This is a genomic window from Xenorhabdus stockiae, from assembly GCF_002632825.1.
GTDB lineage: Bacteria > Pseudomonadota > Gammaproteobacteria > Enterobacterales > Enterobacteriaceae > Xenorhabdus > Xenorhabdus stockiae.
In genome coordinates, this window is record NZ_NJAJ01000037.1 from 20092 (window position 1) to 34958 (window position 14867).

Below are 14867 nucleotides of genomic sequence, written 5' to 3' on the forward strand. Positions count from 1 at the left end.
TCAGTCCTTTTTCAGGGGTAATATGTGAATTGCCTGATTTTTCAACTCAACTTGGCGGGCTTTATCCGGATCCAATGCCGTTTTAGGAATAACAATCTGCCAGTTATTCTTTGTCAGATCAGGCGAGTGAAACATCGCAACAACTGCGACATATTGGGCTCCTTTCTCTAAAGGCATATCAAGGGAATAACTTTCTCCCGGACGAAGCTGTAAATCCTTTTCACTTAATACATCTGACTGGATAGTATTAATGTCATCTGTAAATATGTTTTGATATTCAATTAAATCAAAGGCCCTGCGATCTTTTAACTGATAGATACGAACCATTGTAGACAATGCGATACCATTATCATTCAGATTAGATCCATCCCGAACCTGAAAATCCAGATGAACTTCTTTGATTTTTTTATAAAAAATTGACCTGGTTACTTCGGCTGAACCATCACCGATAGTCTGGGTTAATCCACACCCAGTTACATACATTGCAGCAAACAATATGAATGCCAAAGCCCCTTTTCTTGTATTGTTGCTTTTATTGCTTCTAATGATGCATTTAGTGGAACCATGTTTAGAATCGATAGTTGCCATATTCATGAGTCTCTTTTCGGAAAAGTTGTTCGGGGGCAGCCTGATAGCGTCCCAAACCAATAGTAATTTCATTGACCTTTTTATCTGTGCTGGCTCTATTAATGGTCGCATTACTGCTCGCCGTCTTACCTGTATTTGTTTTATCGATTATCACATTACCTACAATTACCCTATGAGTGATTGTTTGATTAACAATCGTATCGTTAGCTGCAACAGGCGACTGCCTTTTCATCACCGCCGTTTGCCCCAGCTTCACTCCTTGCCCGGTTGTGACACTCAACTGCGCTTCTGGCAATAACTCACGAGGTATACGCAGTTGTAAACGAGCATGAATCCTTGATCCCAGATATGCATGAAGCAGGGTCATTAAATCTGCATGTAACTGACCATCAGGAGGTAACCATTGCCTGACCTCCTCTGGATCCTGAGTCTTCAACGCCAGCAGTATCTGACTGTTTACATCAATACCACTCCGACCCAACACAGGCTTATGAGATAGGCTAACAGGTGAATGGCAACTCATTCTGACTGGATTATCGATTGCTATCCGACGTCGATCATGGCGGATAACCTCCACTTCGGTATTAGGTGCCAGCAGTTTAATTAAAGAGCAGATACCTTCTGATGTTCGGGTAGGTAAACGCATCGTGCCCAACAAAGCCAAAAAACGAGAGACAGGTGTACCAATATGATTTGCACATCCCGGAATACCTAGTCCAATTAAACCAAGTAGGTATTGCGAAGTTTCATCGCTTCCACCAGACTTAAAAGTCGCAGGATATGAGTACTTGCGCCAGATACGATAAAACTGTGTTGTCAGGCGATGATTGAAGAGGTCGAGAAAATCAGAGACAGCTTCCGCTCCTTCTCGCTGCTGAGCGATATCATCGATATAAGTCGGTGGCAGCGGTGATTCAACCCCATATAACCCTAAAAAAGTGGTTCTTACACTGGGTTTATTGCCATGAGCTTCAAGCCCTGTTTCTATCGTTTTCAGCTCGCTGACAGGAAATCCCATCCCCGGATGAGGGCGAAAGCGCACGGAATCATCATCCGGGTTTGTTGTACTACCTAAACCCGATTTCTCAGGTTGCAGGCTCTCAATCAACTGACAAAAGCGATAAAAATTGACCAATGGCAGCTTATCTTTAAGCTGAGCAATCAGCGCGGTAAGTTCTGGTTGTGATTCTCGGTCCATCGGATACATTTCCCACTTGGTTGAATAATCAAAGTCAGTTGGTTAAACAGATGAATATCGGCATATAAAGAGAAAAACCGATTGAGCATTTCACCAAACAGATGAATATCGCCTTCTCCCGTGAAGCCGTTACTATCCAGTGTGACTTCAATATCAATGCCACGTAATAAAAAACCTTTTTCAAATCGTTGCAGATGCTCATGACGGACGGCCACAATCGCATCCAATTTACGATTATTCATTTCATCTTCTTGCCAGTTGTATAACGCCAGCGTCCCACGTAAGACTTCCGCACTCGCCATCATGTTGAGAAAACTCGAACCCAAATGACTCAGAACCCGCCAATGAAAACGATCCTCTGCCGGAGGGTAAGCAGGTAAAGTTGGTTTGCATAAATTCTGTACCCTGACAGGAAGCTGCAACGTTTGCTCACAGCGATTCAGCAAAGTACTTTGGAGGGCTTTACGCGGTAACTGACCGTTTGTGCCTGTAATCTGCAAGGAGAGTGTTTCTGATGTGATATTCCGATTATTTTCCCAAACCTGTCCACCCAGTATCAGCCATGTATCATGTAAACCAGTAACTCCTCGTCTGACACGAGTATGGTAATAACGCTCTGGTGCTGTGCGGCGCAACATTCCTCCTCGGTGACGGAAACTGGTAAATGGCACATAGGCGCCTTCTTCAGCATGTCGTGAGCTATTAACACCATCAACGGAATAAATTTCTGTATGACCATCCTGCAAACGGCGTGGACGCAGTAGATATTCATTTTCCAAGCCGTTGACAGTCAAAGGGTCAGCCTCCAGAGTGAATAAATTAATCACAGAGACACAATGCAACCGAATATGTTCTGTTTTTACTAAGAAATCAGAATCCCAAAGCTCACTTAAAACAATATCCAGTTCAAACCATTGGGTTTTGTCAGGAAAACGGACACCCTCCAAGCCATTCAATTCAACGAACATGAACTTCTCCCGGAAAGTGAAATACTCCAGTAAAAGCTGATAACCACTGAATGAGGTATCCCCTTTCGGCCACAACCGATCGTTATCAGTAAAACCTCCCGGAGAAAAATAACCATCAAAACGAATCCGATCCATAACTTCAGGCAAACGTAAATAAATGGCTGATTGACGCTTAGTCAATGCCAAATGCAAAGCCGCACTGATTTGAGCATCACCACTCAGATAAAAACGTAATCGGGACAGATTTACCTGAGACCATTCCACCTGCTCCCCACAATTAAAACGAACCCGGAGAACAGAGCGGCCATCCGGCTCTGTCGAGACGTGTACGTTGGATACAGTAAAAGGATGTAAATGGAGCTCTTGCGTTGTTCGATAGCGGCAGACTGCCTGCTTTGGGCCAATGGGCTGAGATAAGACTTCAAATCCCTCGGGTACAACTTCTCCCATTTTCATCTGGCTGATATCCGGGGAAATTTCGACGACAGACAGGGATGGGATCGTACGCAAATAGTGTGGCCACAATAAACTCATCAAACCTTCTGTCAATTCAGGCAGATCATCATCTATTTTCTGGCGTAATCGCCCCATAGAGAAAGCAAAGCCTTCAAACAAACGTTCTACAAAAGGATCTGGTGTACCGGCTTTATCCAAATCTAGCAAAGCAGCACGATCAGGATGAGCCTGCGCAAACTCGCGAGCGGATTCTCGCAAGTAACGCATTTCAGCATCAAAATAACGGAGTGTTAAATCATCCATTAAACGGAATCCTTACCATATGTAAAAAATGATTATCCATAGAGCACCACAGAGCGAACTGGATCTAGCCTGACCAGTTCAGCCAATAATTCATCCAATTGCTGAGCCATCACGGTTTTATCTGTACTATTACGTTGAGATTTAGACCGCAACAATTGCAAACGACGCGCCTTGATCTCAAACGCCAATTCAGGCTCCCATTGTACAAGGGTAAGGGTTCCGGCAGTTGTATCCAGTTCACTCAGCAGGTGCAACGCCAAATCGTTCCGGCCAAACTGCTCTGCCACACGTGACATCAGTAAACGCATCATCCAGCGCTGACGGGGTGTTGTTACAGCCGGACGAGATTGTAACCATGCCATCGCTTTTTCCAGACCATCACTATCCGCCTGTGCGATTGCCTCTGCCTCAAGAGACAAAATATCATCCTCTTCCACTACAACACTGGGGCTGATTGATGGGTCTGACCACCCTTTTCCTTCATCCAACACTTTCTGCATGATCCAACTGACAGTAACGTCATCGGCAAATGGCGTACCATCATTCCACGCTAATTTTTCTAATCCGGGCAACCGCTGTAAAAGTAACTTCAGATCCTGTTTGATGATGTCCGCCCAACCATCCCAGGGTGCTCCTGACTTACTTAATGCCTGATAGAGATACCATTGCACGTCCAGCCAAAAATGGTTTACACCTTCAGCAAAAAGCCTGTCTGCCTGCTCCAGCAATTCTCCCCAGCTTTGCTGCATATAAAGACGCTTAAGCTGGGCACGGGCATCAGTTCTAGGCGGAGATAATCGCGTACATCCCTGAGTATCCTGTGGTGGGCATTGATGAATGGTATCCCAGCGTACACTTTTCATTAATCGATGAGCAGAAAGCCAGCCTTGAGGCTGGTTACGCAGATAATGAGCCAGCGTTTTAGCCTGATCCAACAATTCACGACCGGACTGGATAGGCTGAATAGCAATAGACGGCCCGGATTTAGCCCCAGTAGCCAGCCCTATATTATGTGAAGAAGAAGTACTGATATTCTGAGGAACGACAGCATTCCATCCCCCCGATTGCATCAACCGGCTTTCCAGAGCGCTATATAATTTACCAAATAGAGGACGACTATTTTCATCCCATGTTTCGAGCTGATTAGTCATAAACCGCATCAAAGCGATGATGCGTTCAAATTCAGGTTTACCTACTTCTGGATATAAAGAAAGACTATCCAGAACACGGTTGCCGGATAACCATTCCAACGCAGCCTTCCGGCTATTAGGCCGTGAAGGTAACAAACTATCCCCGAACTTCATTAATAACCCGGCTAATAGCGCTAACCCATCCGCGAACCCTTCTTCTCCTTCACGGTGCAAGCGTGCCCAAAGGTAATAAGTTGCCACACGGACATCTTTACAGACCGTCGTTAATAACTTTTCTGCTAATTGGCAAATTAACTCTGTATCAGCGCCTGAGAGTTTATTAACTTCTTCACGCATCCGTTCAAAATCATCATCGTAACCCGGATCACTGCCAACTGGCTGCTCAGCAGTAATCGGAATAAGCCATTTTTCCCAGATGGCGATCTGTTTTTGTGCCAGCTCATCGAATTTGGTGTGATCATCACCAAAACAGGACTGACATAAGGTATCCAGCAAACTCATTACACGTAATCCCTGTTCTTAAAATTGAACCGTGAAATAGCAAAATAAAGCATAAAAATAAAAAAGCAGATTATTCATCTAACCAAAAAGATAAAATCATCATATTTTCTCATACTGAAATGATTACAACTCTTAGATACATTTTATTTTACTTAAATTATATTCTTATTTTTCCGAATCATTACGTACAAATAAACAATATTTTAGTGTTTATTCATCTGGATACGATATAAATAGATTCTAAGTTTCGCTTTATTCGCCAATAGTCTCCTGAAAAAAATGCCTCTACCTTTGGCTAACTGACTTGTTGGTGGGGTAATTTACAATCTACAGAAGTCTGGCTATAACCAATAATAGCAACCCTTCCCAAAAGTCATGATCATAAATCTGTTTTTGACAGTAGGAATTTTTGTCACAGCTGTTATCATTTTCAATGACAAAATTATTATAATATCAATTAACATGAAACGTAAAATATTATCATGTTTATGATGTGCTTTACTTTCGTTGAATGACTGTTTATTTCTTTTATGAAAATTTAGATCTAATATTCACACATTCTATATCAAATGATTAACTTCCAATGAAAAATAAAAATGAATCCATACCACTTATTATTTTAGTGACTTATCTCTATAGAATAACGCGTTTTGTCAGAGGTGTCTCGTTCCACTTTAAATAAAATAGGCGCCATCATAAGCTCATTAAACATAACATAAAAGTGTTATGAGTATTTTTATTTTTTATGGTTTTTTATTTTTCATGAAAAAAAACCTCATTACTCCTTTAGTTTTTTATTGATAATTAAATAAATCCCCCATTATTTCTTTATGCTCTTCATGAATATGTTGGCTGGATGAGTTGTTTAGTCATAACCAAATTTTTTCCATATTAAGCCATATAAGAAGCATGATCTAAATAATTCTATATGGTACTTAACTGAGATATATAAGTATGAAAAATTCTTACTCTACAGGTGTAATCTGCTGCCTGATCACTACTTTATCTTGGGGAGCTACTTTTCCCATCATGACCAGCGCGCTTACACGCATGGATCCTTATACATTCACATTACTGCGCTATGGTTTCGCTGGTATTGCATTGTTAATTGCACTGTATTTACGCGAGGGGAGGCAAGGATTTAACCTAAAAGGCGAACGTATAGGTTTAATCTGGTTACTGGGCACTGTGGGCTTTGCTGGTTTTGGTTTTTTTGTATTTTTAGGCCAACAAATGGCTGGAAAAAGTGGTGCATTAACAGCCTCCATCATGATGGCAACTATGCCAATGCTTAGCATTCTTGTGAACTGGGTATTACGCAAAGTTGCGCCTCCAGCTATCTCTATTGGGTTAATCCTGATGTCCTTTTTTGGTGTAATGACCGTGATTACTAAAGGTCATTATGGCAGCCTGTTTGGTGCTCCCTCCAGCTACACAGCTAACGGACTCATCATTTTAGGTGCACTGTGTTGGGTTATTTATACTGTAGGAGCTTCATTTTTTCCTACTTGGTCACCGTTAAAATACACTGCGTTGACGACTTATCTGGGGGTGATAAGTATAATAGTGCTGGATGGCATATTATATGCCTGTGGTATTATATCTGTACCTGCAATAAATGATTTTGTGTTTGTTATTCCACATGTATTCTACACAGCTTTCATTGCGGGCTTCATAGGGATCCTGTTCTGGAATATTGGTAATAAGATCCTAACGCCATTTAACGGCGTATTATTCATGGATATTGTACCAATCACAGCTTTCTCAATTTCAGCGATGACCGGAATGAAACCAAGCACTCCGGAAATTACCGGAGCTTGCATCACAGGTTCTGCACTGATTCTCAATAACCTATATTTACGCTACCGCAATATACCAAAAAAAGTTGCTATCCCCATCCGTGATAATTGAATAGTTAGCCATATATAATCATTAAATTCAGATATTAATCGATAGTATCCTCTTTATTGACAGTGTTATTTTTCTCCACATAAAATTTATTTATATCCGTTTCAGTAATGAAAGATAAATTATTTGTCAGTAACAAGGAGTTAAAAATAATTATGGTTTTATTGATGTATTTCGCTGAAAAAATTAATTTATTTTAGCCCGATAAAGTAATTCTTGCCATTAGGCTGTTAAAAATTAGATATATAATTAGATTAGGAGATTTAAGCATGTTCTTGAAATCTGGTGAATTAATATTGCATGTTGATTTACAAGGCTCCTGCGACGCCCCTGTTCTGGTGCTACTTCATTCCCTTGGGACTAATTTACATCTTTGGGATCCGATAGTATCGAGTTTAACTCGATACTATCGGGTATTACGTCTAGATATGCGAGGACATGGTCTCAGCGAAGTTGGGCAGGCTCCTTTTCTTATCGAGGATCTGGCCAAGGATATACTCAGTGTTGCAGATTATTTTGGAATAGATATGTTTTCGGTAGCTGGTGTCTCGATTGGTGGACTAATTGCCCAAAATTTAGCTGACAGAGTGCCTGAGCGACTCGTGTCAATGGTACTCATTGACACCTACCTTGCACCAACTACACAATCTATTTGGAGCACAATGGCTTATGATATCCGCAATCACGGCTTAAACCATCGGATTCAAGAAATCTTCTCTCGTTGGGTAACACCAGCATTTCGTGACACCCCATCGGCAATAGGAATGAAGCAGATGCTATCCCGTACCTCAGCAGAAGGCTATGCGGGATGCGTCGAGGCGCTATCGCAAATTAAACCAGAGCAGCCAAAGAATACAAAAGTTCCAGTATTAGTGTTAGTCGGTGAAAGTGATATTGTCGCTACACCAGCAGCCGCACAAGAAATGGCGATTGCTCGCAATGGAAAATTAGTTGTACTGAAGGATGCGGCTCATATACCCATTCTTGAAAAATCCGATGAGGTTTTGGAAGAAATGATGAAATTTTTGGTTAAAAACTTCAATCAAACTATCAGGATGGAAACTAGCGTCTAAATATAACACCACATACTACATTATAGCGGTCAACAGACATATGGCACCTTTTTGCCTCATAGTTGCAATGGTGATACTTCACCAACTGAATTCGCAAAACAATGGGAAGAAACTAAAGAAGAGTCCTCTATTTCTTAACTGCTACAAATCAAAACTGGGGGGACTCCCCCTAGTTTAATTCAATTATTTGTTAGTAAAATCAGTCAAATATCCTGTCTGGCAGAACAAAATTACGCAGTTTCAGCAGTACCAACGGGCCTTCGCCTGCCTCTGTTCGCAGCGTATAATTTAGTGCCTGTCCACTCGGTGTCTTCCAGCTCACCTGATAGCTACTGCTTGAACCTGACCACGGTGTGACTTTCGCTTTTTCCAGCAACCGGACAAAACCCCACGTTCCCGGTTGCTCCGCATAAATGCGCATTCTCGATCTTGTACCCGACCAGCTTAAGGTCGCTCCTTGCGCTGTAGTATCTGCCGGCCAGATAAATTTCTTCCAGTCCGGGCGCTGATTCATATAAATCAATTTCTGATTATCTATTATCAGATTAGTCTGCATTACCCCGCCTGCCGTTCCCGGTCGTACTTCAAACGCCAACCGCGCTTCGCCACTGGTAAATACGATATCTGATAGAGAATTCAGTGTATTCAGTGCAGACAGAAATTCAGGATTAAACTTCAATCCCTGAGCATTAATACTATCAGGCACCCAGTGATTACCTTCACGGCGTAAGACTCCACTTAACCGGCTTTCCAGAAAACGGCTAATCCGTCCACTATCCGCACGTAAGTATTGCGCCAGCAACGGCAGGGAAACTTCACTTCCTCCCGATTTGAACGGATAACGCCCGCCAAAAGCCAGATTCCAGTCATCCACTATTGCCCGTTTCCATTGCGCATTCAGGCTTTCAGCAGTTGGCGCCAACAATTGCTGCCACGACTGCTCCATTGGCAGCACAAATACGGTCTGACCAAATCCGCTCCATTCTTGGCCCAAACTGGCTGCTACCAAGTTGCCATAATCACGGGTATCAGATAAGTCTACCGCTTTACCCTGAAAAATCGTCTGTGCCATCGTCTGAGCCATCGCCTGCGTATCTGCGGAACTTGTCACCTGTTGCAGCTTCAACCGCACGCGGGTTACTCGTGTCAGAAAGCTGTACAGACTAAGATGTTGCCCATCCTGTGCTCCGGCTTTGGGTTCGATCAGTTCCAGCAATGGGCCGAAAGTCGGTTCCAGAGGGCCGGTAAAACCAACCTTTTGGCTGATTGCTGGCTGTTTATCCTTATTAAAAATTGACTTAGCAGATTGAGCAAATGAGTCTGACACTTCCTGACGCCCCGTTTTGCCCTGATATGCCAAAGTATTCATTAAGCCAATTAGCGGCGACTGGCGAACATCTGCCATTAAAGTGAGTTGATCAATCGTATCGGATAACGTATCCGAACGTCTCCAGTGCAGACCATTCAGAAAATTCAGCCAAGCACCTGAGAAATCAGCAAAGTAACGATCTGTCAGTTTTACCTTGAGCACTTCCGGAGAAAGCTCATCACTGGCATTTTGTTGACCGTCACTCAACACCCAGTCAATTTCCGTCCGCCGTTCATTCACTAACCGTTCGATCGCAGGCTCAACTGATTCCTCCCACGCTTTGCGGGTAAACATACCCGGCACAAAGCTATCTGCTGTGAAAAGAAGCTCAGAATCTGTATCACCAGTCATATCAGAGAGAGACATGTCCGCATAATGGGTAGAAACCTGTTGCAGCAACTTCTGATATAGCGAGGATTCGCCATTACGATGACCAATCTCCCGTACCAATGCAGTTCGTGATTGTCGAACTAATTCTTCATCAGGTTTCATCATCCAATCTGGATTGTTGGACAAATTCTTCGCATAGAAAGAGAGTAATTCTGGTGCCTTAGCCTGCCAGGCTGCGACCGGCATACCAGCTGGCACTGTCCAGCTCGCCATAACAGCTTCACTGAACACACCTTCATCAATATTTTCCGGCTGTCCCATCATCAGATAAGCCTTGAGCGGGCCATAAGCTTCCTTTGCAGCAAGCGAGCGGGCGGCGCTGTTTGGCGGCAGGTTCACCAGCATATTCAGGTTTTTCTCCATCTGCTCAGCGACTGAATTTCGCAGCCAAGGCATAACATATTGCGTATAAGCCGGCCACATTGCCTGTAACACCGTATCATTCTGGCTTAATCCCAGACGGGCATGAAACGGAGTGCCATGCATTTCGCGGTATTGCAGCATCGATAACATATCCTGTAATTCCAGCCATGCCTGAATACGCTCAGCCAGTGGAACCCGATCATTTTTCGCCAATTCAAGCTGCTTCGCCCCTTGCTGCACTAAATGGCGATTACTGGCATAGGAAACCAACATGCCAGCTCCAGCCATCACCATCAGGACAGCCAGTAATCGGTTTCCCGCTTTCCGCCATTGCCAGCCCAGTTTTGTTGCTCTCAGCTTCGGCGGCAACTGCTGAACCGAACTCAGTAGATTGTCCCAACGGCTATCCCTACTCCAGTGATGTATATCCACTCGTTTGCCTGCAACAGATGACAAGCTAAACACTATTCCTGCCAGCGGTAATGGTTGGTGTGAATTGAAAAACACGGCCAATGAAGCACTAATTTTTTCACTGCCTCCCTGACGCAAAAAATTCGCCAAAGTCAGTAAAAAATCATGACGGGAATTATGGATAAGCTGTTGAGTCCCCTGCTCCGTTATCATCGGGACAAGCTGATTCAGACTGTTATGCAGACTTTCCTGTATACAGGAGGAAGACAGAAAACAACCCGGAGCTGAAACTTGTTCATAAGCGTTATCCCAGCTCGTTTGATGCAGAGACCAGACATACACTGGCACACGCCAGCCTAATGACTGATAGCGCTGGATTAAATGACGGCTCAATGTCTCAAATGCATGACCAGAAACGAGACGCGAATGAACTGATGCTTCAAGCAGGGCTTGGTGTTGGTATTGATCTGTAACCCAGATGAGCGCATCCAGTGGTCGGGTACAACGTAACTGACGCAGAGACTGATCGATAGTTTCATCAACATTGGCGGTAATATTACCGCCCCAAATTAACAAAGTACCGTCAGATTCCAGCCATTGTTCTGCTACCAAACCGGGAATAAGTTGTTCAACATAATCAGGAGAACCAATAACCATCAGGATTTGAGTTTTCTTTTTCCATGAAGAGCCATAGCGGAGTTTTAATGTTTGTTTTAAATCCAGATATAGTTCTGATGATCCTTTTGTTTTTTTCTCTTTTTTTGTTTTTGATCTTCCGGATAATAAAGTAAAACTCACCTCAGCATGTTTACTCCACCCCAATAAAAAAAAGGGAAAAAGCAGGAATAAAGCACCGAAAACGGAACCAGCGTAAATCAATAATTTCTTTATTGGCAGCTCTGGATTAATACTGAAATGATATATCACCACTCCAATAAATATAACCAGTAATATTGCTAAGATGTAAGCCGCCGCGAGAAAAACAACTGATTTTCCTGATTTAGATTCAGACTCAGGCATAATAATCATTCACTCCGATATGCATTATTGTTAAAATTAAAAACATTCATCTGACTCGATAGATTCCAAGATGCAGAGTGATAATTATTTAACCACCATAAACCAGGGCTTATTTAAATCCTGAGATATTGCACCCATTATTAATTGTGGCTTTTGATTTTTTTGTGCTGACTCCAATGCGATGGTTATTGCTAACCAAGGTGAAGCAGCTCCTGCATAGCCAATTTTCCCATCAATATCAATTTGATTTTCAGGCTGTGTTAAATGGGGATATTCTTCACCCAATGGCGCAGCAGCTATCTGCGCTTTATTGTCACATCCCATTCCTGATATCCAAAGATATTGAATATCTTCACCACAACTTTTTCCCCATAATAACGCCTGAGACAATGCATAATTAATTTCATTTTGACCTAAATTTTCAGGACGGCATAATCGAGTGCTATCAATTTCACAAATTACTTTAGAAGAGGATGAAGTTACTAGCAGAGCAACCGCAGCATCACCATGCCCATCATCATCACTCTTAGATAAATGAACAGAAATGATCAATAAAGGCTCGTGAGAAGAATAAGAATCAATCCATTGATCCAGAGTTTCGAAACCTTGCCCATGAATATAACTGACTGGAAGTGTAATCTGACTATTTTTACAAACTTTTTCCCATACTTTTTGATATTGAGAAGATGATAAATTTGCATCCAGTTCCAGACAAACCTGAATATTGGTTTTCTTGAGAAGATCTCCTAAGGAAAAAGAAAGTTCATTATCAGCCAATAACATGCATATCTTTTCATATAACAGATCTTCTGTTTGTTCTACTTTTGACCAAAATGATTTTCTACGAATAATTTTACCGGTGGATGCGTCTACAATTTTAGGCATTTCTATAATGGAGTGTGCCAACTGTTCAGACAGGGTACCCTGCATAAATGCATCTGGAATATGTATAACAGAGTTAAGATGATAAAGATGTTTCTGACCACGATTTATTTCGTGTTCAATAAGTTTTTCTCGTTTTCTATCCCAGTTATCTGACCAAAGCTGATTGAGATCGAAATATAATCTCCTGATAAGGAAAATAAGTGACCAAATAGAAAAAGGGTAAATAAATGAGAATAAAATAAAAGTAAGAGATTTAACCGATTTCTCTTCTGGCCAAAAGAACGCAGTGATAATGCTGGCTCCACCAATAAAAACAGAGAGTATGTATAACCATTTTTTTAGCTGTGGTGGCCTTTTTCTATCTGCTTTATCCGGAATATTTAGGAGATCAATAGCCATAATCAACTCGACGTTGCATTACCCAATGAGGAAATTAATGTACAGCCACATCCACATTTATGACCATGAAAGGCAACAGATATACCATTATCTTTGAACGTCGGGTGTCCTTCGACAATTTGAGTTATACCATGCCCTATTATAGGACAGGATACTTTATCACCAAGGCGGGCAACACCAATACCCGAAAACTTCATTACGCCAGATCCTTCCTGCACCGCTCCACCGTGAGTGGTTTTATCCCCAATCCTAATTATGCCTTTCATGTTAATTCCATATGAAAATTATTCCATTCCTACATCGATTATATTCTGATTTATTTTTTTCATTAGTAGTAAAAAACCATGATTTTATGCTTTATTTGTAGAAATAAAGTATTAATCCAAAGCTAGAATTCACACCTATAAGGTTATAGGAAAAATAGAGGGTATCTTATCAAGAGAAAAAATAACAATCTCACGTCACTGAACGATATTGACTATCTTTTATTTTCCAGAGGGCTTATGACCATAGTTGATTTTCATATCCATGCATGTTCCTCTTTTATTAATCCAAGCAGAAACAGCATATCTACCAGACTCCCACATAACGACATGTTTTTTTCGATTGCTTGGTTTACCAATTTCATTAATAATGTAATCTAATTTTTTACCTATAAAATACTCTCTACTCCGATATACACAACAAAGAAAACGTTCACCTTCAGTTTCTTCTACTGATAAATCAGCCGACAAATATAATTCTTTAATAATTGAAACCACAGCAATGACCATTTCTATGACAGCACTGAAAAAATAAAATATAAGTACCAATCTATGTTTTATCATTGAAATCATCAGGAAGAGAATGTATGACATAAATAATATTGAAACGATAGTGTTCGACATTATATAACTCTCTTTAAAAAAATCTTCACCATTTTTTATTTTCATAAATAAAGATCAAAAATCATTAACAGTAAAATAACATGTTTTTATGATTTCTTTAATACGTATGTAATTCTGTTAAGATTTATAATTTTCCAGTGAAAAATATCTCATATGAAAAATCGGATATGCATTAAATAATTAAGATATTATCAAATGCATACCTATATACAACTATGTATTTTGTATTTTATGTCGCTTGGTTACTCGTCTTTTTATGCGGTTTACCGCTATCATTTGCTGTTTATGATACTTTAAATGATCCTTCATTTTCAAATTAGCCAAAAAATATCGCCATACATATGGAATATTATTTTTATAACTCACATTAACTGGGTCATCAACTGCAACCTCACATTTTTCCTCAACCTCTTCTGGCCACTGAGGTATCTTACTGGTTTGCATTGCAATATACCGAGAGAATGATTCCAACAGATAGTATGGAACAAGTAGTAATTTATAGAACCAATCCCATTTAGTATCAACGCGAAGAATGTACTGAAGGCCATAAATGTAGCTTTCTTTTTTTTCAGAAATTGGATGACATAAAAATATAGTTTTAGGAAGTTCATCCAGTACATCTTCCTCCATATAGCAACGAATGAATTCCCAATAACCCGGAATATTAACTTTGCTATCGTAAATTCCCAAACTGAATGTCTGCAATACAGTTTCTTTATCATCTGCAAGAATATGACCATCAATTCCCCATCCCTGCCCTATTCCCTTTCCTTGATAAAGTGTAAAAAAAATATTATTCCAAGGGGCTACTAACACAGTCCCATTCACTTGATAAACATATACCATCTGTGTTTTTCGATTAAATCGAATAGGATAATGGGTTTTTCTGAACCACTCTTTTAAAAAAACGCTCGAAGTGGCACATACAGTAAAAAATAGAAAGATAATACAAAACACTATAAGATAAGAATCACCAGATTCTAACGGTTCATCACGT

The 14867-nt window shown here is 41.0% G+C and carries 11 protein-coding genes; 2 read left to right on the forward strand and 9 right to left on the reverse strand.

All coding sequences use genetic code 11. The annotated features are described in order from the left end of the window. The 4 genes from tssJ to tssA are packed head-to-tail and all read right to left on the reverse strand — an operon-like array spanning nucleotide 1 to nucleotide 5165. Entirely contained in the window at nucleotides 1–588 is a 588-nt protein-coding gene (tssJ, locus tag Xsto_RS16555) for a type VI secretion system lipoprotein TssJ (RefSeq protein WP_099125800.1), read from the reverse strand. Continuing rightward, nucleotides 569–1786 (reverse strand): type VI secretion system baseplate subunit TssG, encoded by a 1218-nt coding sequence (gene tssG, locus Xsto_RS16560; protein ID WP_099125790.1) that lies wholly within the window; start codon nucleotides 1784–1786, stop codon nucleotides 569–571. Before tssG ends, tssJ begins: the two co-directional genes overlap by 20 nt. Next, nucleotides 1750–3513 carry a type VI secretion system baseplate subunit TssF gene (tssF, locus tag Xsto_RS16565; RefSeq protein ID WP_099125791.1) on the reverse strand — a complete coding sequence of 588 codons (1764 nt, stop codon included), beginning with the start codon at nucleotides 3511–3513 and terminating at the stop codon, nucleotides 1750–1752. The genes tssG and tssF overlap by 37 nt, the downstream gene beginning before the upstream one ends. Nucleotides 3514–3545: 32 nt before the next feature. Next, the gene (gene tssA / locus Xsto_RS16570; protein WP_099125792.1) at nucleotides 3546–5165 is read right to left on the reverse strand and encodes a type VI secretion system protein TssA; all 1620 of its coding nucleotides are present in this window, start codon (nucleotides 5163–5165) and stop codon (nucleotides 3546–3548) included. 954 nt (nucleotides 5166–6119) lie between these two features. Here tssA and Xsto_RS16575 point away from each other — a divergent pair. Together Xsto_RS16575 and Xsto_RS16580 are read left to right on the forward strand one after the other, a co-directional pair. Next, nucleotides 6120–7076: a DMT family transporter gene (locus Xsto_RS16575; protein WP_099125793.1), complete on the forward strand. Its 957-nt coding sequence runs from the start codon at nucleotides 6120–6122 to the stop codon at nucleotides 7074–7076. A gap of 266 nt (nucleotides 7077–7342) precedes the next feature. Beyond that, on the forward strand, nucleotides 7343–8146 hold the full coding sequence (locus tag Xsto_RS16580) for an alpha/beta fold hydrolase (protein WP_099125794.1): 804 nt from the start codon (nucleotides 7343–7345) through the stop codon (nucleotides 8144–8146). 199 nt (nucleotides 8147–8345) lie between these two features. Here Xsto_RS16580 and Xsto_RS16585 read toward each other — a convergent pair whose 3' ends face one another. The 5 genes from Xsto_RS16585 to Xsto_RS21610 form a co-directional block, all read right to left on the reverse strand. After that, nucleotides 8346–11708: an ImcF-related family protein gene (locus Xsto_RS16585; protein ID WP_244590427.1), complete on the reverse strand. Its 3363-nt coding sequence runs from the start codon at nucleotides 11706–11708 to the stop codon at nucleotides 8346–8348. A 75-nt stretch (nucleotides 11709–11783) separates the two neighbouring features. Beyond that, the gene (locus Xsto_RS16590; RefSeq protein ID WP_099125795.1) at nucleotides 11784–12983 is read right to left on the reverse strand and encodes a hypothetical protein; all 1200 of its coding nucleotides are present in this window, start codon (nucleotides 12981–12983) and stop codon (nucleotides 11784–11786) included. A 2-nt stretch (nucleotides 12984–12985) separates the two neighbouring features. Next, on the reverse strand, nucleotides 12986–13249 hold the full coding sequence (locus Xsto_RS16595) for a PAAR domain-containing protein (RefSeq protein WP_099125796.1): 264 nt from the start codon (nucleotides 13247–13249) through the stop codon (nucleotides 12986–12988). A gap of 219 nt (nucleotides 13250–13468) precedes the next feature. Next, nucleotides 13469–13810: a hypothetical protein gene (locus tag Xsto_RS16600; RefSeq protein WP_141554528.1), complete on the reverse strand. Its 342-nt coding sequence runs from the start codon at nucleotides 13808–13810 to the stop codon at nucleotides 13469–13471. A 273-nt stretch (nucleotides 13811–14083) separates the two neighbouring features. After that, a partial coding sequence (locus Xsto_RS21610; RefSeq protein ID WP_339955568.1) for a DUF6708 domain-containing protein occupies nucleotides 14084–14867 on the reverse strand: 784 nt, incomplete at its 5' end.